The organism is Intestinimonas sp. HCP28S3_D6 (genome assembly GCF_052065695.1).
In the GTDB taxonomy this organism is placed as follows: Bacteria; Bacillota; Clostridia; order Oscillospirales; family Oscillospiraceae; genus Intestinimonas.
In genome coordinates, this window is record NZ_JBQHTM010000026.1 from 1 (window position 1) to 21976 (window position 21976).

Sequence of the window (21976 nt, forward strand, 5' to 3'; positions counted from 1 at the left end):
TTGCCGGCTTGATTCGGTTTGCCCATGCAACGAAAATATGCTGATCCTCCGCCGCAGTTTGCCGATATTGGCAGATGGTGCGGTTTTTTCATGTCATTGCGCGGTGTTGCCTTAGATACCGCAGCCCACATCATCTAAAGAGATGCATATATTACAGATCTACGACTTCCATAATATCGCCAATATCACAGTGTAATGCAGAACAGATTTTCACCAAAGAATCTGTTGATACATTTTCATTGCGACCTAACTTTGCTATTAGTGCAGAACTCACTCCGGCAGCTTGTTGTAAGTCTTTCTTTTTCATGTCCAAATCGATCAGGAGTTTCCATAGTTTTTTATAACTAACTGCCATTTATACATTCCTCCGTGACAAATCAAAATGTATCTTATGATATTATACTTTGTTTCTTTTTCTTCGTCAATAAAAGTGCACGATTCTAAAGTTTTTCAGCTCACTTTGAAGGATCTTCCACAGTTTAATATAAATACCTTTTTACATATCACTTATTAGTAATATGTTTGAAATGTGATTTTCTTCATGTCCAATAATATGATGAATCGCTTTTTGCGCAAATGCCTTGCTAATCATAGTGTCCCACTCTGCCAACTGGACAAGCTCTGCTTTTCCTGCCTCAAAATCAAACGAAATCTCACCCCATTCGCCGTCGTTGTCCACCTGGTAGAGGTAGACAGCGGCGGCGATTTTCTTTTTGCGTTTGGTCTGGGATTTGCGTTTCAATCGAATCATATGAAGCGCCCCAGCTTCTGTCAGCAGACAGGCTAAGTGTTCCACGGCTTTACGATAGACCCGTTCTGCACCGCTGGCTGTGCTGCCCTCAAAGAGGATTGCCAGTTCTTCAAAGGTCAACCGGGTGCTGATGGGGCTGACCCGCCCACAAGTCATACAGATGGCGTTTCTCTTTTCCAAAAGGGTCTGCTCTCGGTAATTCAGCTTTTCAAATGCCTCCCGGACAGCTTTAGCCTGGATGCCGTTCCATAGAATCTCCGCATAGTCCCAGTGATCATCCCGGCTGACATCCTCGCCGGTTTCTTCGCTGTCCTCGTCCTGTACGGTTTGGTAAAACGGAACACGGCTGCGATTTTGCTTGGCCAACGCCAAAAACTTCGCTGCGGTCTCCTCGGTGCAACCGTTTTTCTGGGCATATTTCTGGATTGCCGCCTGTTCAGACTGGCCAGATTGATTGTAGAGCCATGCAATTCCACGCACAGCTTTGTACTCATCCACATTTTCAAAGGAACCGGCCTCCTCCTGCATCCGACAGGTCAAAAGAGCGTTCCCGATAAAATGATGGGCATAGGTCAGAAAATCCGCCCCTTGTGCGGGAGCGTATTCCCGGAGACAATCCAGCATGGCAAGCACACAGCCCATTTTGTAGTACAAAAAGCGTTCCGGGTCATAGCGATCCAGCCCCTCCCGCAGCAGGAAACGGCGAACACGGCCATTAAGCCGATTTTCATAGCAGTGCAGGAAAAAGGAAAACCAGCGCAAATTATGGCGCTGTACAGCCTCAAGGATGTAGTCGTTTAGGTTTCCCCAGATAGGCGGTTCGGGGTCAAGCTGAAAGATGCGTTCCACTTCCCGCATGGTCACGCCCCTGGGTTCCGTCAGAAAGCTGTATTTGGCACAGTAAGAAGACAGATCCCATGTCCACGCTGTATCCATTTTCCCTCACCGCCTTTCTGATATTTTGCTGCTTATTTCTTTTTTACTGCTTCTAAAAGTGCATCCTGGGTCATTTCCTGCTCGTAGACAGTGCTGGCATAGCGCTGATCTGAAAGCGCACGGAACATCTTATCTTTTGCCAGCTTTTTCATAGTTGCTGCCGTTTCTTTATCCAGCTTTCCACGGCGGGTGCTTTGCAAAATGGTGTTCATACGGCGGGTATAAATGGCCTTGATGGGGTGATCGTCTGCAAGCTCCCGCTGCTCCCGGCCTCTTAGATTGCCGATTTGCCGACACGTCCGTCCCCGTTGGTCGCCGGGGGCCAGACCACCGCAGTATTTGGTATGCCGTGCATCAATGGTGAGAAACCATCTGCCGCAGATGGGGCATTTCTTGGGTGCATGGCCCACACAAAGCCCCTCAAACAGATCGGAACGGAACATCCCCACAAAGGAGACATAGTGCATCCGCTTGACCAGCTGAGGCTCCGTCTTTCCGGGTCGAGTGGCGGCTACATACTGCACCGAAGCATTGGTCAGGGTCATCCAAGCCGGGTTATCCAGCGACAGAGTTGGCTCACTTTTGAAGAACTGCCCGAACATTGCCGCATAACCGTCCGAGGTACGGTCATAGCCGGGTTCATTCAACCGCTCTGCAAATTTCGTCAGGGCCTCCTTGTATTGCCCCAGAGAATAACTCAAATGCCCCAGCACCTGCGCTATTCGGACGAGCATTGTTGCCTTGCTGTGCTGACCAGTCAAAGCACAAATCAGCTGCTCCTGCTGGGTAAGCTGCAAATAGGCTTTGGCGTCCTCCATATATTCCTCGGAAAAGATGGCTGCAAGTTTTTGCTCAAAATAGCTTCGATTCAGTCGGGAGAAGGGTGGTGTAACCTGCAAAAAGGAGATGATCTCGCCAGCGGCCTGCTGCACCTGCGGCAGCAGCTCCATATCCACGGAACCGGTGTTCATCCCCTGAAGTAGCTGGTTCAGCACATTGCAGGGAGTATCCAGCTTCTCAATGGTGCTGTCCGGGATGTTCAGCACCTCGCAGCCAATGGTTCCCGTGGGCATGGTACTTCCCTCATAGGTCACGGTGTCCTGCCAGAAATCCAGCGACAAAACTGCATGGTTGATGATCTGATCCATCTTCTCCCTCCTGTCATGTTTTTTTATTTTCATAATAGCACACAATTAAATTCTTGTCATGTTTTTTGAAAACGGCTTGTCATGCCATCAGCCTGTTTTTTTCGATTTTCCCCATAACCTATACAGAGGGGTGAGAAAACTGCCCCATCAAAAAGGAAATGGAGGGAATCTGTATGAATCTGTTTGAAGTGGTGAAAGCCAATATTAACACACAGGAAGCAGCGCAAACGTATGGAATTGACGTCAACCACTATGGTATGGCACTGTGTCCGTTCCATAATGACCGTCATCCGAGCCTGTATGTTTCGGATGACCACTACCACTGTTTTGCCTGTGGGGAGCACGGGGATGTGATCGACCTGACTGCCAAACTGTTTGACCTTCGGCTGTATGATGCGGCCCGAAAACTGGCGTCGGACTTTCACCTTGCACCGGACAAGCCCTTGCCGGAAGCCATTCGTCGGAAAAAGAAACACAAGACCAAAGCACAGCAGCTTCGTGAGAACGAGCAGCTGTGCTTTTCTGTTTTGAACAAGTATCGGCGGCTTCTCCTGGATTGGAAAAAACGGTATGCACCGCAAGCGCCGGAAGCTGTGTTAGATGAGCGTTTTGTGGAAGCCTGCCACCGGCTGCCCTGGGCAGAGTATCAGCTGGACATCCTGCTGCAAGGCGATTCTTATGAACGAGGCGAAGTCGTGAGCGAACTAACGGCAGACGGGTACATCCGCAAATTGCAGGCCCACCTGAGAGAGGAGCAATACCATGAACAACCCTGTTTGGATTGATGATAAAGGGAAAATCATCGAGCCGGAATATTGCCGGGATTTCCTGTCCCGGCATCCAATGCGCTGCATCAATGATCGCTTTTATACTGTGGATGGCCCGTTGCCGGATGAAAGCAAATTGAAGCGGACAATTTATGAGGAAATCTCTCCCTGGCTTCATGCCAAGGTTGCACAGACGGTGGAGCAGATAATCAAAGCGTTGAAGCTGGCGGCATACACAGACCCGTTGCCCCTGCAATGTGACCGCATCCATGTGGCTAATGGCACTTATTTTCTGGACGGTACATTCACAGAGGAAAAAGAATACTGCAACAACCGCTTGTCGGTGCCTTATCGGGCAGATGCTCCCGCACCGGAACAATGGCTGCATTTCCTTTCGGAACTGTTGGAACCGGAGGACATTCCCGCCTTGCAGGAGTATCTGGGCTACTGCCTGATTCCGTCCACCAAAGGTCAGAAAATGCTCATGCTGATCGGCAAAGGCGGCGAGGGCAAAAGCCGGATCGGTGTGGTGATGAACGCCATTTTCGGGCTAAACATGAACACCACTTCTATCCAGAAGGTAGAAAACAACCGTTTCGCCAGAGCAGACCTGGAGGGCAAGTTGCTGATGGTGGACGATGATCTGGATATGAATGCCTTGACCAAAACCAACTATGTAAAATCCATTGTGACAGCAGAACTGCGAATGGATTTGGAACGGAAGAAAGAGCAGAGCTATCAGGGGCAGCTGTATGTGCGTTTTCTCTGCTTCGGCAACGGGGCATTGACTGCGCTTCACGACCGCAGCGACGGTTTCTTTCGCCGCCAAATCATTCTGACTACCAAGGACAAGCCTGCGGATCGGTTCGATGACCCATTTCTTGCCGAGAAACTGATTGCCGAAAAAGAGGGAATCTTCCTCTGGATGCTGGAGGGACTGCGGCGGCTGATCGCCAATCACTATCACTTTACCATTAGCCAGAGAGCCAGGGATAATATCTCTTCCGCTGTTCGGGACGCCAACAACATTCTGGACTTTCTCGATTCTGAGGGTTATGTGGCATTCAAGGCCGACTATGAAGCCAGCACTAAAAATCTGTATGCAGCCTATAAGCGGTGGTGTGAGGACAACGCAGAAAACCTACTGTCCCCAAAGAGCTTCGCAAACCAGCTTAGCCAAAACGCAGAACGCTACAATTTAGAGCCGGTCAGCAATCTGCACATCGGCGGTGGAAAACGGTGCCGGGGATATATGGGTATTTATATTCTGCTCTCGCCTATGGAGTTGTAATGAAACTTCAAAAACTTCTGTTCGTGCGTTCATGCGTTCCTAATCGGGTGCAGCCTGTGGAACGAAGGAACGCACGAACGCAAAAAATCGAAGTTCATTTTTGTTGTTCGGCTCAGAGGGCGCTCTAAAATCCTTACTTCCCAATCAATGGTTGTGCAAACAGTGAAAAACACTACTGTAAACAGAACGCAAATCATCATTCGGTGATTTGCGAAACAGTGACGCTGGTATGCGGTAAGGTGACTATTTTCACGGTTTCGCTTGCAAGCCCACCTAACGAAAAAGTTGATGGGGGCTGTTGCGGACAGTTCTTCACAAGCGCAGTTCTGAGCGATTTTTGAGCAGCAATCAAGATTTACTCTACCGTGCAGCGTGTATGCTCCACGGTAAAACCATTTCATGAAAGAATGAGGTATTTTCTATGAAATACAATTTGAGAAATGAAATCAAGTCGTACATCGTGCGTTCCGGTTACACGATGCAGGAAGTCGTTGATCGGCTTTCTGAGGATTACGGCTGGAGTGACAGCGTTTCCAACCTGTCCAATAAGCTCCAGCGGGAGTCCCTGCGGTATGTAGAGGCGGTACAGCTTGCCGACGCCCTTGGTTATGACCTCGTATGGCAGAAGCGGAGGGACAAATGATGCCTGTCGTTCCTGCGGCCCGTCTCTCTCGTCCCCATAGCAATAACGCAGTATTGCTATGGACAGGCGGCGAAAACATTCGATTTTTCGCTGCCGCCGGATGGCTGATGTTTCGCAAAACATCGGCTGTCCGGGCTGAACAACAGGAAACGATGCAGGCGGTTTCCGGGCAGTTCAGCAGCGGTCATCGCAATGACCGCAATTCCCCCTCGGAGAGCCCACGGCACTTTGCAGCCCTTCGGGATGAAAGTGTCATAGTGGGTTATTACACTTCCCGCAGGAAGTGCATCCCCGCCCCCCAGCCGTCTGCCGCACAACGGAAAGGAGCTGATTTGTATGGCCAGAAATGACGGAATCGACCGCACCTTTGCCCGTAACCAGGACTTGCCCACCCTTGATGATGTGGCAAAGGTGCAGGAACACAATGAACGAGAAAAGGACAGCTACTCCAACCAGGATATTGATACCACCCAGACCTACCGGAATATCCACTTCAAAGCTCCCACCGACAGCTATACCGCTATGTTCGATCAGATGATTGCTGATGGGATTATCTCCACCCGTGGCCTGAAAGCCGATGCGGTGAAATACGGGGAACTGATTTTTGATGTGAACTCCGCCTATTTCCACAATCACGGCGGCTACGAATATGCCAAGCAATTCTACACCGACGCATACAAAGCTGCCGTAGAGATCGTGGGCGGTGAGCAGTATATCCTCTCTGCCGTCATGCACGCCGATGAACGCAACCGGGCTATGTCGGAAGCTCTGGGGCAGGATGTGTATCACTACCACCTTCACGTGGTCTATATCCCGGTGGTGGAAAAACAGATTCTCTGGTCGAAGCGGTGCAAAGATAAGGCCCTTGTGGGCACAGTCAAGGAGACCATCATGCAGGTCAGCCGCAGTAAAAAGTGGGAATCCAAGGTAGCTCTGGATGAGCAGGGTAATCCGCTTCTGACCTCCAAGGGGAAGAAAGTCCTGCGGACATCATACAGTGTCCTGCAAGACGATTTCTTCAACTATATGAAAGCTGCCGGATATACCGATGTGGAGCGTGGAGAGCGTGGCAGCACCGAAGAACATCTGACTGTGACCCAGTTCAAAGTGGCACAGGAGCAGCAGCGGCTGGAAGATGTGACCGCTCAAATCGCTCAGACAGAGCAGGCGCTGGACACTGTACAGGCTGCCGTTGAGAAAAAGCAGAAGGAACTGCAATCCCTGCAAAAGCAGACCAAAGAACAGCGCACCACCGCCCTGACCGTACAGGAAATCCGCTCCATGGGGAAAAAGACGATCACCGGCAATATCACTCTGACCCCATCCGAGTGCAGCACACTCAAGGATTATGCGGTCAATGGGATTCTTGCCAAGGCAGAAAACAGCCGCTTGGAAGATAAGTTGCAACAAGCGCAAAAGAGTGCTGCTGTCTGGAAACAGCGATATGAATCGCTAAAAGAACAGGTACGGCCTTATCTGGAAGCTGTCAAGCTCGCACCCGAAAAGGTGCGGGCTTTTCTTGATGCTATTTTGACCCGTACCTGGCAAACAAGGCAGCACGATCAGCCTTCCCGCCGCAAGTCGCAAGATATGGAACTTTAACAGAAAGGGATTTTTGCTTATGACCAATCTGACAACAAAACTCAATAAGCTGGTGCTCGATAATGCTCCTTCGGAAAAGCTGATTAACGCTTGTGCCGAAATCGATATTGAATCCTGCTTTGACCCGATTTTTGAACCGCCGATTGATTTTCTGGAAGAATGCCGGAAACGCTGGGAAAACCGGATGAATCCGTTCACCGGTACGGTGGAACGAAAAATCGGAAATACCTGGTATCTGCTGGAGACTGTATGCGACGGAAATGAGCCGCTTACTCACAAGGTAAAACGGCTCATTTTCTCGGATAAGGAGGCGCTTTGTTCATGACACAGACTCAAATTCATGCTACAATATCACCATGCACACCGATTCTGTCAGCTGACCCAACCGTAAAGGAGGACGCTATGTTGGATCAGCAGAAAATCACCATCCTGTACTGTCGCCTCAGCAATGAGGATGCACTGGATGGAGAATCAAATTCGATACAGAATCAAAAAGAGTTTTTAACCCGGTACGCAGCCGAGCATGGCTACACCAACCTGAAAATTCTGGTGGATGACGGATATACGGGAACCAATTTTGACCGCCCCGGCGTACAAGAAGGCTTTGCACTGGTTAAGCAGGGGCTTGTCGGTTGCTGGCTGGTCAAAGATCTCAGCAGGTTTGGCCGAGATTACCTGACCGTTGGGCAGTACACAGACATCATTTTCCCCAGCTACGATGTGCGTTTTATCGCCGTCAACGATGGTGTGGACAGTGAACGAGGCGACAGCGACGGCTTTGCCGCTATTCGTAATTTGTTCAACGAATGGTATCCACGGGACACCAGCAAAAAAGTCCGGGTTGTATTCCGTCAGAAAGGCACCAGCGGAAAGCATCTGGGAAAACCGCCCTATGGTTATCGCACTGACCCTGCCGATAAAGACCATTGGATCATTGACGAGGATGCCGCCCCAGTAGTCAAGCGCATCTTTGACCTGGCTATTGGCGGCAAGGGGCCGGAACAGATTGCCCGTATACTGGAGAAGGATAAGGTGCTGACTACCAAGGCGCTGTATGCTAAACAGTCGGAAAACCATCCTGACCCGAAAAAGCGGAAGAAGATGCCTGAGCGCCCTTACCATTGGATTGGTCAATCGGTTGTGGGTATTCTGGAACGGATGGAGTACACCGGCTGTACCTGCAATTTCAAGACCTATTCCAAGTCCTACAAGCTGAAAAAGCGGATTCCCAATGCAATCGAAGATATGTGTATCTTCCCTGATACGCAGGAAGCAATCGTTTCTCAGGCTCAGTGGGACAGGGTGCAGGAGCTGCGAAAAAACAAACGCCGTCCCACAAAAGCGGAACGGCAGGGATTATTCTCCGGGCTTCTGTTCTGTCCCGATTGCGGGAACAAGCTGCACTTTGCTACCTGCAAGAGCTTTGACGGCAAGCAAGACCATTATGTATGCTCCAGCTACAAAAGCGGCCGAGGCACCTGTTCTGCCCACTATATCCGGGAAGATGTACTGCGGGAACTGGTGTTGGAACGCATCCGTGCGGTCAATGCCTATATCCGGCAGGACGTGGAGGGCTTTCAGGAGGAGTGGCTGCAATGCCGCCGTTCCGATCAGGAACGCAACATCCGTGAAGATCGGAAACGAGTGGAACAGGCCAAGAAGCGGCTGGCTGACTTGGATGTTCTTCTGTCCCGACTCTATGAGGATTTTGTCCTGGGCGATCTGAACAAGGAGCGGTACAAGAAAATGACCGCCGATTACGAGGCAGAACAGGAACGGTTAAAGCTCGAAATCGAAGTGACGGAAGAATGGCTGGAAACGCAGGAAACCATGAGTGCGGATGTGGATGCCTTTGTCGCCCTGACTCAGAAGTATGTGGATGTACCGGAATTGACACCTACGATAGTCAATGAGTATATCAAGAAGATTGAGGTGTTTGCGCCAGACAAATCCAGTGGCAAGCGGGTACAGAAGGTAAAAATCTACTTCAACTTCGTGGATGACGTAGAGATTCCTGTGATTTCCGAGCCTGTTGTTGCGAAATCTACCCCTGGACGCAGAAAAACGGCGTGACCATTGCGGTCACACCGTTCTCTGCCCCTCGCAAAGCTAAATAGTACCTTATCACTATTAAGCCTTTGGAAACGGGTTTTTTGTTTCACTCTCTTGTGATGGTGGAGATAAGCGGGATCGAACCGCTGACCTCTTGAATGCCATTCAAGCGCTCTCCCAGCTGAGCTATACCCCCAAATGAAAGAGAGTGACGATATGAAACTGTAAGTGGTGGAGATAAGCGGGATCGAACCGCTGACCTCTTGAATGCCATTCAAGCGCTCTCCCAGCTGAGCTATACCCCCATATGAGTTCCGCCCGGAACTGCGGCGTCCCGTACAGAACGGATATTATTTTACCATCGAGTTTCGGGAATGTCAAGGGCTTTTTCAGATTTTTTTGGGGAAAGTTGTTTTGAGGATGAAAATTTGAATATCAAAGAAAATTGTGCAAGTTTACGATTGACATTTTCCAGGAACATGATAAAATTACGCTTAAATTATTTTAGTTAAAAAAATTTAATTAAAATAATAGAATTGAGAGCCCGCCCCCTGCGGGCGAAAGGAGAACGCGACGATGTTTGAACAGGTGAGAGATGTTATTGTGGATACCCTGAGCTGCGATCTGGAGGCCGTGACCATGGACGCCCGCCTGGTGGAGGACCTGGAAGCCGACTCTCTGGACGCCGTGGAGCTGAACATGGCGCTGGAGGAGGCCCTGGGCTTTGCCATCGATGACGAGGAGCTCCAGAACATGAAGACGGTGGGCGACATCGTCCGCTATCTGGAAGCCCATCAGGAGTAAGCCATGGAGCTTTCTGACATCCTGGCCCTGCTGGACCGCTTTGACGCATCCTCTGCCGCCTCTATGAAACTGCGGCTGGGGGATCTGCGCCTGGAGCTGAACAAGGCGGCAGCACCCGCCGCCGTAGTCGCCGGGGCTGCCGCCGCACCTGCGGTGGTCCCCGTGCCCGCCCCCGCTGCAGAGGTGCCCGAGGCTCAGCCGGAGGGCGCCACTGTGAAGGCACCCCTGGTGGGTACCTTCTATGCCGCCTCCGCCCCCGGCGAGGCCCCCTTTGTCTCCGTGGGCGACACGGTGAAGAAGGGCCAGACCCTCTGCGTGCTGGAGGCCATGAAGATGATGAGCGAGGTCCCCGCCCCCTGTGACTGCGTGATCCTAGAGATCCTGGCCAAGGACGGGGACCTGGTGGGCTTTGACGCCCCGCTCTTCCAAATCAGGGAGCTGTGAGTTTATGTTCCATCGAATCCTGATCGCCAACCGGGGCGAGATCGCCGTGCGTATCATCCGCTCCTGCCGGGAGATGGAGATCGAGACGGTGGCGGTGTACTCCACCGCCGACGCCGACGCCCTCCATGTGAAGTTGGCCACCCAGGCGGTTTGCATCGGCCCCGCCAAGGCGGGGGAGAGCTACCTCAATATGTCGGCCATCCTCACCGCCGCCCTGGAAACCGGCTGCGACGCCATCCACCCCGGCTACGGCTTCCTCTCCGAGAACGCGGAGTTCGCTGACCTGTGTCAGCAGTGCGGACTGAAGTTCATCGGCCCCTCCGGAGACGTGATCCGGAAGATGGGCAACAAATCTGCCGCCCGGGACCTGATGCGCGCAAACGGCGTGCCGGTGGTGCCCGGCTCCGACGGCCCCGTCTCCAGCGCCGAGGAGGCCCTGGAGATCGCCGGGACCATCGGCTATCCCGTCCTCATCAAGGCCAGCGCCGGCGGCGGCGGCCGCGGCATGCGCCGGGTGGACGCCGCTGAGGACCTGCCGGCCCTCTACGCCGCCGCCCAGGCGGAGGCGGTGGCCTGCTTCGGGGACGGGGAGCTCTATGTGGAGAAGCTGATCCTCAGCCCCCGCCACATCGAGTTCCAGATCCTGGCCGACAGCCAGGGCAACGTGGTCCATCTGGGGGAGCGGGACTGCTCCATCCAGCGCCGCAACCAGAAGCTCATGGAGGAGTCTCCCTCCAAGGCCCTGAGCGCCCAGCTGCGTGAGGCCATGGGCGGCGCGGCGGTGCGTGCGGCCCAGGCAGCCGGCTACCAGAGCGCCGGTACCGTGGAGTTCGTACTGGACCACGACGGCAACTTCTACTTTATTGAAATGAATACCAGAATTCAGGTGGAACACCCAGTCACCGAGTTCGTCACCGGGCTGGACCTCATCCGGGAGCAGATCCGCATCGCTGCGGGCCTCTCGCTGTCCATCCGGCAGGCGGACGTCCGGCAGACCGGCTGGGCCCTGGAGTGCCGCATCAACGCCGAGGACCCCAGGGGCGGGTTCCGCCCCGCCCCTGGCAGGGTGGAGTTCCTGCACCTGCCCGGCGGTCCCGGTGTCCGGGTGGATACCGCCCTCTTCAACGGCAGCGAGCTTTCTCCCTGGTACGACTCCCTGGCGGCCAAGGTGGTGGCCTACGCCCCCACCCGCCTGGAGGCCATCCGCAAGATGCGCCGGGCCCTGGAGGAGCTCATCATCGAGGGCTTCCCCACCACGGCGGACCTGTGCCACCTGATCCTGTACCAGCCCGATTTCATCAAGGGCAGATATGATACCGGCTTCCTGGAGCAGCACATGGACGAGCTGCTCCAGTGGGATTGTGAGGGCAGCAAATGAGAGATTCCTTTCGGCAGCGGCGGGAGCGCATGATCCAGCTCAAAACCCGCCGCGAAGGCAAAGAGACCGACATTCCCCGCAAGCACATTGCCAAGGCGGTCTTTGGCAAGTGCCCCGACTGCGGGTCCATGGTGCCCAAGACCGAGCTGGCCCGCACCCTGTATGTATGCCCCAAGTGCGGCTACCACCATCCGGTGGGAGCCTACCTGCGGCTGAGCATGCTCCTGGACTCCAAGAGCTTCCGGGAGCTGGACGAGAAGCTCACCGCCCCCAATGCCCTCAAGTTCCCCGGCTATGACGACAAGCTCCAGGCGGCCCGGAAGAACACCGGCCTCACCGAGGGCGTAGTCACCGCCCGGGGCAAGATCGACGGCCGCTTGGCCGTCTTTGCCGTGCTGGACAGCCGCTTCCTCATGGGCAGCATGGGGGCGGCGGTGGGGGAGAAGGTCACCCGGGCCGTGGAGTATGCCGACCGGGCAAGCCTTCCTCTCATCATCTTCTCCGCCAGCGGCGGCGCCCGGATGCAGGAGGGCATCCTGTCCCTCATGCAGATGGCCAAGACCAGCGCCGCTCTGGAGCAGTTCAGTGAGCACGGCGGTCTTTATATCTCCGTGCTTACCCACCCCACCACCGGCGGCGTCACCGCCTCCTTCGCCTCCCTGGGCGACGTGACCCTGGCCGAGCCCGGCGCCCTCATCGGCTTTGCCGGGCCCCGGGTCATTGAGCAGACCATTGGGCAGAAGCTGCCCGAGGGCTTCCAGCGCTCCGAATACCTGGAGGAGCACGGCTTCGTGGACCAGATCGTCCCCCGGAGCCAGATGAAGGAGACCCTCTCCCTTCTGCTGAGACTCCATGAGAAACGGGGTGAGGACCATGGCTGAGATCACTGCGGCTGAGCGTGTGGCCCTGGCCCGCCACGCCGGACGGCCCGGCACGGTGGACTACATCTCTGCGCTCTTTACCGACTTTTTTGAGTTCAAGGGGGACCGGCAGTGCCGGGAGGACCCCGCCATTCTGGGCGGGGTGGCCCTCTACAAGGGCCACCCGGTCACCGTCATCGGACACCGGAAGGGCAAGACCCTTCAGGAAAATATGACCTGCAACTTTGGTATGCCCGGCCCCGAGGGCTACCGGAAGGCCCAGCGCCTCATGCGCCAGGCTCAGAAGTTCCGCCGGCCGGTCATCACCTTTGTGGATACCCCCGGCGCCTACCCCGGCCTAGAGGCCGAGGCCCGGGGACAGGGGGAGGCCATCGCCTCCACCCTGGCCCTCATGAGCTCCCTGGACGTGCCGGTGGTCACCATCGTCACCGGCGAGGGCGGCAGCGGTGGGGCTCTGGCCCTGGCCGTGGCCAACCGGGTGCTTATGCTGGAGAACGCCGTCTACTCCGTCCTCTCCCCGGAGGGCTTTGCCTCCATCCTGTGGAAGGACTCCAGCCGGGCCGGTGAGGCGGCTGGGATCATGAAGCTCACCGCCCGGGACCTGGTGGAGCTGGGCGTCGCCGATGAGGTCATCCCGGAGCCGCAGGGAGGGGCCCATGAGAATCCCCAGGCCGTCTTTGTGGCGGTGGACCGGGCGCTGTCCCGCGCTCTGGACCGGGTGGTCCGGGAGGGGGACTTCGCCCAGCGGCGCTATGAAAAATTCCGAGGGATGGGCATGCCCCGCTCCCGGAAGGAGGGGCTATGAAGGGATTGAAGATTGTGTCCACCGGCCGGGCTCTGCCCGCCAAGGTGGTCACCAATGATGATATGAGCAAGCTGGTGGAGACCAGCGACGAGTGGATCACCACCCGTACCGGCATCCGTACCAGACACTTCTGCGAGGACGAGACCCAGTCCGACCTGGCCGAGCAGGCGGCACGGAGGGCGCTGGAGCAGGGGAAGGTGGAGCCCAAGGACCTGTGTGCCTGCATCGTGGCCACCGTCACCCCTGACCACTCCGCCCCCACCAGCGCCTGCCTGTTGCAGCAGCGGCTGGGCCTACCTGAGGACATCCCCTGCTTTGATATGAACGTGGGCTGCACCGGCTTTATCTACGCCCTCCAGGTGGCACGGGGCTTCCTGCTCCAGAGTAGCCGGCCCTACGCCCTGGTCATCGGGGCGGAGTCCCTCAGCCGCATCACCGACTTTACCGACCGCGGCACCTGTGTCCTCTTCGGCGATGGCGCCGGTGCGGTGGTGGTGACGTTGGAGGAGGGTGGCCTCTACGCCTGCACCCTGGGCGCACGGGGGGATGCCGAGGCCATCCTGATCGAGGGACCCGGGCCCGAACGGCCCTATATCCACATGGACGGGCAGAAGGTGTTCCGCTTCGCCGTAGAGGCGGTGCCCAACTGCATTCACGTCCTGCTGGAGGAGACCGGCCTGAGCCTGGAGGATATCGACTGGTTCGTGCCCCACCAGGCCAACAAGCGCATCATCGACCATGTGGCGAAGAAACTGAAGGTCCCCAACGAGAAGTTCTACCAGAACATGATGCGCTACGGCAACACCTCAGCGGCCAGCATCCCCATCGCGTTGGACGAGATGAGGGAGCAGGGGCTGCTGAAAAAGGGCCAGAAGATCCTGTGCGTGGGCTTCGGCGCCGGTCTCACCTGGGGCGGCGCCCTGCTGGAATGGTAATAAGGGCAGGCCGGTACCGGCTGCCATCAAGAGAGTAAGGACGGGTAACACCATGAAATTGAACGAGATCCTGGGGACGGAGTTCCCCATCATCCAGGGCGGCATGGCCAACATCGCCACCGGTGAGTTTGCCGCCGCCGTCTCCAACGCCGGGGCCATGGGCCTCATCGGCGCGGGCGGCATGAATGCCGACACGTTTCGGGAAAACATCCGGAAGTGCCGCACCCTCACCGATAAGCCCTTTGGCGTGAATATCATGCTCATGCACCCCCAGGCCAAGGAGATGGCCCAGATCGCCGCTGAGGAGAAGGTCCCCTTCATCACCACCGGTGCCGGCAACCCGGCCTCCTTCATCCCCATGTGGAAGGAGGCGGGGGCCAAGGTCTTCCCCGTGGTCTCCGTGGTGGCTCTGGCCAAGCTGGTGGCCCGGGCGGGCGCCGACGGCGTCATCGCCGAAGGCACCGAGTCCGGCGGCCATGTGGGTGAGCTCACCACCATGGCCCTGGTCCCCCAGGTCTGCGACGCCGTGGACCTCCCCGTGGTGGCCGCCGGTGGCATCGCCGACAGTCGTCAGCTGGTGGCCGCCTTTGCCTTGGGCGCCTGCGGCGCCCAGGTGGGCACCTGTCTGCTGGTCAGCCAGGAGTGCCCCATCCATGAAAACTACAAGGAGGCCGTCCTCAAGGCCAAGGACAGCGGCACCGTGGTCACCGGCCGCATCGGCGGCACCCCCGTCCGCATCTTGAAAAACCCCATGGCCAAGGCCTACATCGCCAAGGAGAAGGAGGGGGCCGACAAGATGGAGCTGGAGCAGTTCACCCTGGGCTCCCTCCGCCGGGCCGTCTTTGAGGGCGACACCAAAAACGGTAGCCTCATGGCCGGTCAGGTGGCCGGTATGCTCCACGAGATCCGGCCCGTCCGGGCAATCCTGGAGGACCTGTGCGGCGGCTGCAAGTCCGTTCTGGACCGCCTTGAGAAGGAGGGTTTTTGATGAAGCTGGCTTTCCTCTACGCCGGCCAGGGCACCCAGCACGTGGGCATGGGCAAGGACCTCTATGAGGCCTATCCCGCCTTTCGGACGGTGCTGGACGGCGCTAAGCTGGACTTCGACCTGAAAAAGCTGTGCTTTGAGGGCCCGGAGGAACAGCTCAACCAGACCCAGTACACCCAGCCCTGCATGGTGGCCTTTGCCGCCGGCGTCACCGCCGTACTCTACGAGAAAGGCATTCGCCCGGCCATGACGGCCGGCCTGAGCCTGGGCGAGTACTCCGCCCTGTGCGCCGCCGGGGTGCTCACTCCTGAGCAGGCCATCGAGCTGGTGGCCTTCCGCGGCAAGGCCATGGCCGGCGCCGTTAAGGACCGGCCCAGCGCCATGGCCGCCGTCCTCATGCTGGGACGGGAGGAGCTCCAGAAGTGCTGCGACGCCGCCTCCCACCTGGGGGTGGCCGAGATCGCCAACCTCAACTGCCCCGGCCAGATCGTCATCGGCGGCGACGCCGCCGCCGTGGAGGAGGCCGGTCGCCTGGCCAAGGAGGCCGGGGCCAAGCGGGTCATGCCCCTGAAGGTGAGCGGACCCTTCCACACCTCCCTGATGGCCCCCGCCGGCGCCGCTCTGGAGGAGCGGTTCCACACCGTGGAGTTTGCCCCCATGCGCTGCCCCGTCCTCTTCAACTGCAAGGGCGACGTACTGGGTGAGGGGGACACCATCCCCGGCCTGCTGGTCAAGCAGGTCCAGAGCAGCGTCCACATGGAGGACACCATCCGCAACATGGCTGCCCACGGGGTGGATACCATTCTGGAGATCGGCCCCGGCAAGGCCCTGAGCGGCTTTGTCAAGAAGACAGACAAGAGCATCACCACCTACGCCGTGGAGACGGCGGAGGACCTGGAGGCGGCGGTGGCCGCCCTGAAAGGAGCGTAAAAGATGAGCTTACAGGGTAAATGTGCTCTGGTCACCGGCGGCAGCCGGGGCATTGGCCGGGCAGTCTGCCTGGAGCTGGCCCGTCAGGGCGCCCGGGTGGCGGTGAATTACGCCGGCAACGCCGCCGCCGCCGAGGAGACGGTGAAGGCCTGTGAGGCCCAGGGTGTGGAGGCCTTCGCCATCCAGGCCGATGTGGCCGACGCCGCCGCCTGCGAGACCATGGTGAAGGAGGTCCTGACCCGCTTTGGCCGGCTGGATATCCTGGTCAACAACGCCGGGGTCACCCGGGACGGTCTCATGCCCATGATGAAGGAGGCTGACTGGGACGCCGTGCTGGACATCAACCTGAAGGGCGCCTTCCACTGCATGAAGGCGGTCTACCGGCCCATGATGAAGCAGAAGTACGGACGCATCGTCAACCTCTCCAGCATCGTGGGCCTCCGGGGCAACGCCGGCCAGGCCAACTACGCCGCCAGCAAGGCGGGGCTCATCGGCCTCACCAAGTCCATGGCCAAGGAGCTGGCCGCCCGGAACGTCACCGTCAACGCGGTGGCCCCCGGCTTTATCGACACCGACATGACGGCCGCCCTGCCTGAAAAGGCCCGGGAGGCCATGCTGACCACCATCCCCATGGGGCGGCTGGGCCAGGCTGAGGATGTGGCCAAGGCTGTGGCCTTCTTCGCCGGGGACGAGTCCGCCTATGTCACGGGCCAGGTCCTGTGCGTGGATGGCGGTATGGCGGTCTAAAGGAGGAGAGCAGAGATGGAAAGAAGACGGGTAGTCATCACCGGCCTGGGGGCAGTCACCCCCGTGGGCCTTACCGCCGCTGAGAGCTGGGCGGCCGTGAAGGCTGGAACTTGCGGCATCGCCCCCATCACCCTCTATGACGCCTCCAACATGAAGGCCAAGCTGGCTGGTGAGGTCAAGGGCTTCGACCCGGCCAACTATATGGAGAAGCGGGAGGCCCGGAAGGTGGACCGCTTTGCCCAGTTTGCCATGGCAGCCGCCCAGGAGGCGGTAGAGCAGAGTGGTCTGGACTTCGCCAAGGAGGACCCCTACCGCTGCGCCATCATTATTTCCGCCGGTATCGGTGGCCTCATCACCCTTCAGAACGAGTGTGTGAAGGGGGCCCAGAAGGGGTTTGACAAGATCTCCCCCTTCTTTATCCCCATGGCCATCGCCAATATGGCCTCTGCCCATGTCGCCATCAAATATGGTCTGAAGGGCATGGCCACCTGTCCCACCACCGCCTGCGCCGGTGGCACCAACGCCGTGGGCGACGCCATGCGGCAGGTCCGGGACGGCTACGCCGACGTGGTCCTGTGCGGCGGCGCCGAGGCCGTGGTCACGGAGCTGTCCATGGGTGGCTTCACCTCCATGCACGCCCTCCACACCGGGGACGACCCCACCGCCGCCTCCATCCCCTTTGACGCCCGCCGCAGCGGCTTCGTCATGGGCGAGGGCGCCGGTGTGCTGGTGCTGGAGGAGCTGGAGCACGCCAAGGCCCGGGGCGCCAAGATCCTGGGTGAGGTAGTGGGCTACGGCGCCACCTGTGACGCTTACCACATCACCGCCCCTGCCCCAGGCGGCGAGGGCGGCGCTAAGGCCATGTCTCTGGCCCTCGCAGACGCCGGGGTGGCCCCGGAGGAGGTGGGCTACATCAACGCCCATGGCACCTCCACCCCCATGAACGATGCCTGTGAGACCCAGGCCATCAAGACCGCCTTCGGTGAGCACGCCTATCACCTGGCGGTGAGCTCCACCAAGTCCATGACCGGCCACATGCTGGGCGCCGCCGGCGCCGTGGAGGCCGTGTTTACCGCCCAGACCCTGATGGACGGCTTCCTGCCTGCCACCATCGGCTATCAGGAGCCCGACCCCGAGTGCGATCTGGATGTAGTGCCCAACGTGGGCCGCAGTGCCGACGTCAAGTACGCCATGTCCAACTCCCTGGGCTTTGGCGGCCACAATGCCAGCATCCTGCTGAAGAAATGGGAGGGTTAAGCCTGTGGAGCTGAACATCGAGCAGATCCAGGAGATCATCCCCCACCGCCCCCCCTTCCTGCTGGTGGACAAGATCGTCGACTATGTCCCCGGCGAGTGGGCCAAGGGCATCAAGGCGGTCACCGTCAACGAACCCTTCTTCGTGGGCCACTTCCCTCAGTACAAGGTAATGCCTGGCGTGCTCATCATCGAGGCTCTGGCCCAGGTGGGCGCGGTGGCCATCCTCTCGCTGCCGGAGAACAAGGGAAAGCTGGCCTTCTTCGGCGGCATCAAGAACGCCAGATTCAAAAAGCAGGTCCGCCCCGGCGATGTGCTGGAGCTCTCCTGCGAACTCATCGAGCGCCGGGGGCCAGTGGGCTTCGGCAAGGCGGTGGCCAAGGTGGACGGAAAGGTGGCCGCCCAGGGTGAGCTCACCTTCGCCGTAGGCGGCTGACGACCCATTGCCAAAACGGCGGATTTCAGGTACGATGGTAGAGAAAAGGCCGGCGTAGGCAGAGGCGATACGTACGGACACAGTCGTTTTGGAGGGGAACAGTATGCTGGAACAGGCGTTCAACGAAGTGTATACTAAATTCAAGCTCCATTTCTACCGCTCGGTGTTCGGGCGGTTTCAGAAGCGGGAGGCCAGCCTGACCACCGTGGAGACCTTCTGCATGGAGATCATCATGGCCCTGGGGAAGCCCACCGTCAACGAGTTTTCCAGCTTTGTGGGCATCTCTGCCCCCAATGCCGCCTACAAGATCAACAATCTGATCCAGAAGGGCTATGTCCGCAAGGAGCAGTCCGAGACGGACAAGCGGGAATACCACCTGGTGGTGACCCAGAAGTATATTGACTACTACAACATCAGCTACGGCTACCTGAGCACGGTCATGGACCGGATCAAGGCCCGGTTTCCGGCGGAGGATGTGGCCAAGATCGAGGAGATGCTGGACATCATTTCCGACGAGCTCATGCCCGAAATTCTACTGCCAAAACACACCTAAAAATGGTCCCCTCCGGCATGTGCCGGAGGGGACCATTTTTGTTACATGCCCATGCTCTGGGTCATGTTCTCAGCGGCGTCCTCCATGGCCCGCATGGCCTTTTTGGCGGTGGCCTTGAGGGTCTTTTTCTGGGGGGCCATCAACATCCCCAGGGCGGCGCCGGCGGCCATGCCGATGCCGATGTTGCGCATCATGTGCTTGCTCTCCATATTCGATTCCTCCTTCTGGACAAGGTCCAAGCTTATTGTGCCCAGGATTCACGAAAAATCCATTGCCAAACGAAGATACATCTTCTATAATTGAACCGTATCGGCGAAACGGACGGAACTGTCCCGCCGCCGGAAGAACATTCCCAGGGGAGCGGGCTGCCCGGTCCCTCTCTTGTTGTGTCCAATATGGGAAAGGAGCAATGACGTGAAGCTTCTCATCCAAAAAGGCCGTCTGGTCGACCCTGTGGGGGGGATCGGCGGCGTTATGGACATCCTCATCGAGGATGGAAAACTGGCTGTGATTGGCAGTGACCTCCGGGACCAGGACGCCCAGATCATCGACGCCCGTGGGCTCACCGTGTGCGCCGGCCTGGTGGACATGCACGTCCACCTACGGGAGCCGGGGTTAGAATACAAGGAGGACATCTCCACCGGCACCGCCGCCGCTGCCCGGGGGGGCATCACCTCCGTGGCCTGCATGCCCAACACCAAGCCCGCCGTGGACAGCCCCGAACAGGTCCGCTACGTCCTCCGCCGGGCCGCTGAGTCCTGCGGGGTGCGGGTGTGGCCCATCGGCGCCGTCACCGTGGGGGAGAAGGGGGAGAGCCTCACCGACGGTCAGGCCCTGAAGGAGGCGGGCGCTGTGGCCCTCTCCGACGACGGTATGCCCATCCAGAACGCCAACCTGATGCGGGATGCCCTCATCCGCGCCAAACGGCTGGGACTCACCATCCTCTCCCACTGCGAGGATGCCAATATGGTGTGCAATTACGCCGTCAACGAGGGGCGGGTCTCCCGGGCTTTGAATCTCCCGGGCCGCCCCGCTATCGCCGAGGAGCTGATGGTCATGCGGGACGCCATGCTCTCCGAGGAGACGGGGGCCGCCGTCCACATCTGCCACATCTCCACCGCCGGCAGTGTGGACATCGTCCGGCAGTTCAAGAAGAAGGGCGTCCACATCACCTGTGAGACCTGCCCCCAGTACTTCACCTTCACCGAGGACGAGGTCCTCACCCAGGGCTCCATAGCCCGCGTCAATCCCCCCCTGCGGACCAAGCAGGATGTGGAGGCCATCATCGCCGGGCTCAAGGACGGCACCATCGACGCCATCGCCACCGACCACGCCCCCCACTCCGCCCAGGAGAAGGCCAAGCCGCTGGCTGAGGCGCCCAGCGGCATGGTGGGTCTGGAGACCTCCCTGGGGGCCACCCTCACCGCCCTCTATCACACCGGGGAGATGGACCTCTCCGACATTCTGAAGAAAATGACCTTCAACCCGGCCTGTATCCTGGGCATCCCCAAGGGCCGTCTGAGCCTGGGGGGCGAGGCCGACTTCACCATCTTCGACCCCAACGAGACCTGGACGGTAGACCCGGCGCAATTTGCCTCCAAGGGGCGCAATACCCCCTTTGCCGGACGGGTGCTGACGGGCAAAGTGAAATACACCATCGTAGGCGGCAAGATCGTCTACGAAGACAGATAAGGGAGGACATAAAGATGTCGTTTGACGTTTTGCAGGAGAAGATCATCGCCAAGAAGAACCCCACTGTGGCCGGTCTGGACCCCAAGCCGGAGCAGATTCCGCCCCACATCCTGAAGGCCGCCTACGCCGAGCATGGCGAGACCCTGGCCGGTGCCGCCGAGGCGGTGTGGCAGTTCAACAAGGGTCTTATCGACGCCCTCAAGGACGTGGTCCCCGCCGTGAAGCCCCAGGCGGCCTACTACGAGCGGCTGGGCTGGCAGGGCCTGGCCGTCATGGAAAAGACCATTGCCTACGCTAAGGAGCAGGGCCTCTTCGTCATCGCCGACATCAAGCGCGGCGACATCGGCTCCACTGCCCAGGCCTACGCCGACGCCTGGCTGGGCGAGACCCAGGTGGGGAGCGCCGCCCTCACCGCCTTCGGCGCAGACTGCGTCACCCTCAACGGCTACATGGGTTCCGACACCGTGGGCCCCTTCGTGGACACCTGCAAGAAGTATGATAAGTGCCTCTTCCTCCTGGCCAAGACCTCCAATCCCGGTTCCGGCGAGCTCCAGAACCTGACCGCCGGGGACAAGCTGGTCTACCAGCTCCTGGGCGACATGGCCGAGAAGCTGGGCGAGGGCACCGTGGGCAAGTATGGCTACAGCCTGGCCGGCGCCGTCACCGGCGCCACCTGGCCCGAGGAGCTCAAGGAGCTGCGGGCTCGTCTGCCCCACACCTTCTTCCTGGTTCCCGGCTACGGCGCCCAGGGCGGTACCGCCGAGGACGTGCAGTACGCCTTTGATAAGGATGGCCACGGCGCCATCGTCAACGCCTCCCGGTCCATCATGTGCGCCTGGCAGAAGACCGGCAAGGACGGCGCCGATTTCCAGGAGGCCGCCCGCGCCGCCGCGGAGACCATGAGGGACGCCATCGGCCAGTACGTGACCATCCGGTAAGG

General features: G+C 58.4%; 24 protein-coding genes and 2 tRNA genes. 20 read left to right on the plus strand and 6 right to left on the minus strand.

From position 1 onward, the window contains the following. Nucleotides 1-151: 151 nt before the first annotated feature. From ACTNBK_RS09800 to ACTNBK_RS09810, 3 genes are all read right to left on the minus strand, one after another. Nucleotides 152-355, minus strand: coding sequence for a helix-turn-helix domain-containing protein (locus tag ACTNBK_RS09800; RefSeq protein ID WP_276920751.1), 204 nt, complete (start codon nucleotides 353-355; stop codon nucleotides 152-154). A 141-nt stretch (nucleotides 356-496) separates the two neighbouring features. Next, nucleotides 497-1609, minus strand: a complete 1113-nt coding sequence (locus ACTNBK_RS09805) for a hypothetical protein (RefSeq protein WP_441145671.1) — start codon at nucleotides 1607-1609, stop codon at nucleotides 497-499. A 110-nt stretch (nucleotides 1610-1719) separates the two neighbouring features. Continuing rightward, nucleotides 1720-2835 (minus strand): DUF6076 domain-containing protein, encoded by a 1116-nt coding sequence (locus tag ACTNBK_RS09810; RefSeq protein WP_441145673.1) that lies wholly within the window; start codon nucleotides 2833-2835, stop codon nucleotides 1720-1722. 173 nt (nucleotides 2836-3008) lie between these two features. Here ACTNBK_RS09810 and ACTNBK_RS09815 point away from each other — a divergent pair, with 173 nt between their 5' ends. The 6 genes from ACTNBK_RS09815 (at nucleotide 3009) to ACTNBK_RS09840 (ending at nucleotide 9211) form a co-directional block, all read left to right on the plus strand. Then, a complete protein-coding gene (locus ACTNBK_RS09815) occupies nucleotides 3009-3620 on the plus strand; it encodes a CHC2 zinc finger domain-containing protein (protein ID WP_441145675.1) in 612 nt (203 codons plus the stop codon). Beyond that, nucleotides 3598-4893, plus strand: a complete 1296-nt coding sequence (locus tag ACTNBK_RS09820) for a DNA primase family protein (RefSeq protein WP_441145677.1) — start codon at nucleotides 3598-3600, stop codon at nucleotides 4891-4893. Before ACTNBK_RS09815 ends, ACTNBK_RS09820 begins: the two co-directional genes overlap by 23 nt. A gap of 421 nt (nucleotides 4894-5314) precedes the next feature. Further along, entirely contained in the window at nucleotides 5315-5536 is a 222-nt protein-coding gene (locus ACTNBK_RS09825) for an LLM class flavin-dependent oxidoreductase (RefSeq protein WP_441145679.1), read from the plus strand. Nucleotides 5537-5872: 336 nt separating this feature from the next. Further along, nucleotides 5873-7138: a plasmid recombination protein gene (locus ACTNBK_RS09830; RefSeq protein WP_441145681.1), complete on the plus strand. Its 1266-nt coding sequence runs from the start codon at nucleotides 5873-5875 to the stop codon at nucleotides 7136-7138. A 19-nt stretch (nucleotides 7139-7157) separates the two neighbouring features. Next, complete coding sequence (locus tag ACTNBK_RS09835; protein WP_087293562.1) at nucleotides 7158-7463, plus strand: hypothetical protein; 306 nt, start codon at nucleotides 7158-7160, stop codon at nucleotides 7461-7463. Beyond that, nucleotides 7460-9211, plus strand: coding sequence for a DUF4368 domain-containing protein (locus ACTNBK_RS09840; RefSeq protein ID WP_418290903.1), 1752 nt, complete (start codon nucleotides 7460-7462; stop codon nucleotides 9209-9211). Before ACTNBK_RS09835 ends, ACTNBK_RS09840 begins: the two co-directional genes overlap by 4 nt. Before the next feature lie 99 nt (nucleotides 9212-9310). Here ACTNBK_RS09840 and ACTNBK_RS09845 read toward each other — a convergent pair. Continuing rightward, nucleotides 9311-9386 (minus strand) — tRNA-Ala (locus ACTNBK_RS09845). Nucleotides 9387-9419: 33 nt separating this feature from the next. Then, nucleotides 9420-9495 (minus strand) — tRNA-Ala (locus ACTNBK_RS09850). A 271-nt stretch (nucleotides 9496-9766) separates the two neighbouring features. Between ACTNBK_RS09850 and acpP the strand changes: the two genes are divergently transcribed. The 12 genes from acpP (at nucleotide 9767) to ACTNBK_RS09910 (ending at nucleotide 19344) form a co-directional block, all read left to right on the plus strand. Next, entirely contained in the window at nucleotides 9767-9994 is a 228-nt protein-coding gene (gene acpP, locus ACTNBK_RS09855) for an acyl carrier protein (RefSeq protein ID WP_130849165.1), read from the plus strand. A 3-nt stretch (nucleotides 9995-9997) separates the two neighbouring features. After that, entirely contained in the window at nucleotides 9998-10438 is a 441-nt protein-coding gene (gene accB, locus ACTNBK_RS09860) for an acetyl-CoA carboxylase biotin carboxyl carrier protein (RefSeq protein ID WP_441145684.1), read from the plus strand. A 4-nt stretch (nucleotides 10439-10442) separates the two neighbouring features. Then, complete coding sequence (accC, locus tag ACTNBK_RS09865; protein ID WP_441145686.1) at nucleotides 10443-11816, plus strand: acetyl-CoA carboxylase biotin carboxylase subunit; 1374 nt, start codon at nucleotides 10443-10445, stop codon at nucleotides 11814-11816. Continuing rightward, complete coding sequence (gene accD, locus ACTNBK_RS09870; RefSeq protein WP_441145688.1) at nucleotides 11813-12697, plus strand: acetyl-CoA carboxylase, carboxyltransferase subunit beta; 885 nt, start codon at nucleotides 11813-11815, stop codon at nucleotides 12695-12697. The genes accC and accD overlap by 4 nt, the downstream gene beginning before the upstream one ends. After that, a complete protein-coding gene (locus tag ACTNBK_RS09875; RefSeq protein ID WP_441145690.1) occupies nucleotides 12669-13502 on the plus strand; it encodes an acetyl-CoA carboxylase carboxyltransferase subunit alpha in 834 nt (277 codons plus the stop codon). Before accD ends, ACTNBK_RS09875 begins: the two co-directional genes overlap by 29 nt. After that, complete coding sequence (locus ACTNBK_RS09880; RefSeq protein ID WP_441145692.1) at nucleotides 13499-14437, plus strand: beta-ketoacyl-ACP synthase III; 939 nt, start codon at nucleotides 13499-13501, stop codon at nucleotides 14435-14437. Before ACTNBK_RS09875 ends, ACTNBK_RS09880 begins: the two co-directional genes overlap by 4 nt. A gap of 52 nt (nucleotides 14438-14489) precedes the next feature. After that, nucleotides 14490-15425 carry a nitronate monooxygenase gene (locus ACTNBK_RS09885; protein ID WP_441145694.1) on the plus strand — a complete coding sequence of 312 codons (936 nt, stop codon included), beginning with the start codon at nucleotides 14490-14492 and terminating at the stop codon, nucleotides 15423-15425. Further along, nucleotides 15425-16354, plus strand: a complete 930-nt coding sequence (gene fabD, locus ACTNBK_RS09890) for an ACP S-malonyltransferase (protein WP_441145696.1) — start codon at nucleotides 15425-15427, stop codon at nucleotides 16352-16354. Before ACTNBK_RS09885 ends, fabD begins: the two co-directional genes overlap by 1 nt. A gap of 3 nt (nucleotides 16355-16357) precedes the next feature. After that, nucleotides 16358-17101 carry a 3-oxoacyl-[acyl-carrier-protein] reductase gene (gene fabG, locus ACTNBK_RS09895; protein WP_441145698.1) on the plus strand — a complete coding sequence of 248 codons (744 nt, stop codon included), beginning with the start codon at nucleotides 16358-16360 and terminating at the stop codon, nucleotides 17099-17101. A gap of 15 nt (nucleotides 17102-17116) precedes the next feature. After that, the gene (gene fabF, locus ACTNBK_RS09900; protein WP_441145700.1) at nucleotides 17117-18358 is read left to right on the plus strand and encodes a beta-ketoacyl-ACP synthase II; all 1242 of its coding nucleotides are present in this window, start codon (nucleotides 17117-17119) and stop codon (nucleotides 18356-18358) included. A 4-nt stretch (nucleotides 18359-18362) separates the two neighbouring features. Beyond that, nucleotides 18363-18791: a 3-hydroxyacyl-ACP dehydratase FabZ gene (gene fabZ / locus ACTNBK_RS09905; RefSeq protein ID WP_204738103.1), complete on the plus strand. Its 429-nt coding sequence runs from the start codon at nucleotides 18363-18365 to the stop codon at nucleotides 18789-18791. Between the two features lie 103 nt (nucleotides 18792-18894). After that, the gene (locus ACTNBK_RS09910) at nucleotides 18895-19344 is read left to right on the plus strand and encodes a MarR family winged helix-turn-helix transcriptional regulator (protein WP_441145702.1); all 450 of its coding nucleotides are present in this window, start codon (nucleotides 18895-18897) and stop codon (nucleotides 19342-19344) included. 41 nt (nucleotides 19345-19385) lie between these two features. Here the strand turns inward: ACTNBK_RS09910 and ACTNBK_RS09915 are convergent, their stop codons facing one another. Beyond that, a complete protein-coding gene (locus ACTNBK_RS09915) occupies nucleotides 19386-19553 on the minus strand; it encodes a hypothetical protein (RefSeq protein WP_294514446.1) in 168 nt (55 codons plus the stop codon). 205 nt (nucleotides 19554-19758) lie between these two features. On the opposite strand from ACTNBK_RS09915, the gene ACTNBK_RS09920 reads away from it, so the two are divergent. After that, entirely contained in the window at nucleotides 19759-21036 is a 1278-nt protein-coding gene (locus ACTNBK_RS09920) for a dihydroorotase (RefSeq protein WP_441145704.1), read from the plus strand. A gap of 14 nt (nucleotides 21037-21050) precedes the next feature. Further along, on the plus strand, nucleotides 21051-21974 hold the full coding sequence (gene pyrF, locus ACTNBK_RS09925; RefSeq protein WP_441145706.1) for an orotidine-5'-phosphate decarboxylase: 924 nt from the start codon (nucleotides 21051-21053) through the stop codon (nucleotides 21972-21974). The last annotated feature ends 2 nt before the right edge of the window (nucleotides 21975-21976 follow it).

Bases quoted from the DNA above. Each gene is read 5' to 3' on its own strand.
- ACTNBK_RS09800 (WP_276920751.1), bottom strand. From the start codon at position 355: ATGGCAGTTAGTTATAAAAAACTATGGAAACTCCTGATCGATTTGGAC.
- ACTNBK_RS09805 (WP_441145671.1), bottom strand. From the start codon at position 1,609: ATGCGGGAAGTGGAACGCATCTTTCAGCTTGACCCCGAACCGCCTATC.
- ACTNBK_RS09810 (WP_441145673.1), bottom strand. From the start codon at position 2,835: ATGGATCAGATCATCAACCATGCAGTTTTGTCGCTGGATTTCTGGCAG.
- ACTNBK_RS09815 (WP_441145675.1), top strand. From the start codon at position 3,009: ATGAATCTGTTTGAAGTGGTGAAAGCCAATATTAACACACAGGAAGCA.
- ACTNBK_RS09820 (WP_441145677.1), top strand. From the start codon at position 3,598: ATGAACAACCCTGTTTGGATTGATGATAAAGGGAAAATCATCGAGCCG.
- ACTNBK_RS09825 (WP_441145679.1), top strand. From the start codon at position 5,315: ATGAAATACAATTTGAGAAATGAAATCAAGTCGTACATCGTGCGTTCC.
- ACTNBK_RS09830 (WP_441145681.1), top strand. From the start codon at position 5,873: ATGGCCAGAAATGACGGAATCGACCGCACCTTTGCCCGTAACCAGGAC.
- ACTNBK_RS09835 (WP_087293562.1), top strand. From the start codon at position 7,158: ATGACCAATCTGACAACAAAACTCAATAAGCTGGTGCTCGATAATGCT.
- ACTNBK_RS09840 (WP_418290903.1), top strand. From the start codon at position 7,460: ATGACACAGACTCAAATTCATGCTACAATATCACCATGCACACCGATT.
- acpP (WP_130849165.1), top strand. From the start codon at position 9,767: ATGTTTGAACAGGTGAGAGATGTTATTGTGGATACCCTGAGCTGCGAT.
- accB (WP_441145684.1), top strand. From the start codon at position 9,998: ATGGAGCTTTCTGACATCCTGGCCCTGCTGGACCGCTTTGACGCATCC.
- accC (WP_441145686.1), top strand. From the start codon at position 10,443: ATGTTCCATCGAATCCTGATCGCCAACCGGGGCGAGATCGCCGTGCGT.
- accD (WP_441145688.1), top strand. From the start codon at position 11,813: ATGAGAGATTCCTTTCGGCAGCGGCGGGAGCGCATGATCCAGCTCAAA.
- ACTNBK_RS09875 (WP_441145690.1), top strand. From the start codon at position 12,669: ATGAGAAACGGGGTGAGGACCATGGCTGAGATCACTGCGGCTGAGCGT.
- ACTNBK_RS09880 (WP_441145692.1), top strand. From the start codon at position 13,499: ATGAAGGGATTGAAGATTGTGTCCACCGGCCGGGCTCTGCCCGCCAAG.
- ACTNBK_RS09885 (WP_441145694.1), top strand. From the start codon at position 14,490: ATGAAATTGAACGAGATCCTGGGGACGGAGTTCCCCATCATCCAGGGC.
- fabD (WP_441145696.1), top strand. From the start codon at position 15,425: ATGAAGCTGGCTTTCCTCTACGCCGGCCAGGGCACCCAGCACGTGGGC.
- fabG (WP_441145698.1), top strand. From the start codon at position 16,358: ATGAGCTTACAGGGTAAATGTGCTCTGGTCACCGGCGGCAGCCGGGGC.
- fabF (WP_441145700.1), top strand. From the start codon at position 17,117: ATGGAAAGAAGACGGGTAGTCATCACCGGCCTGGGGGCAGTCACCCCC.
- ACTNBK_RS09910 (WP_441145702.1), top strand. From the start codon at position 18,895: ATGCTGGAACAGGCGTTCAACGAAGTGTATACTAAATTCAAGCTCCAT.
- ACTNBK_RS09915 (WP_294514446.1), bottom strand. From the start codon at position 19,553: ATGGAGAGCAAGCACATGATGCGCAACATCGGCATCGGCATGGCCGCC.
- pyrF (WP_441145706.1), top strand. From the start codon at position 21,051: ATGTCGTTTGACGTTTTGCAGGAGAAGATCATCGCCAAGAAGAACCCC.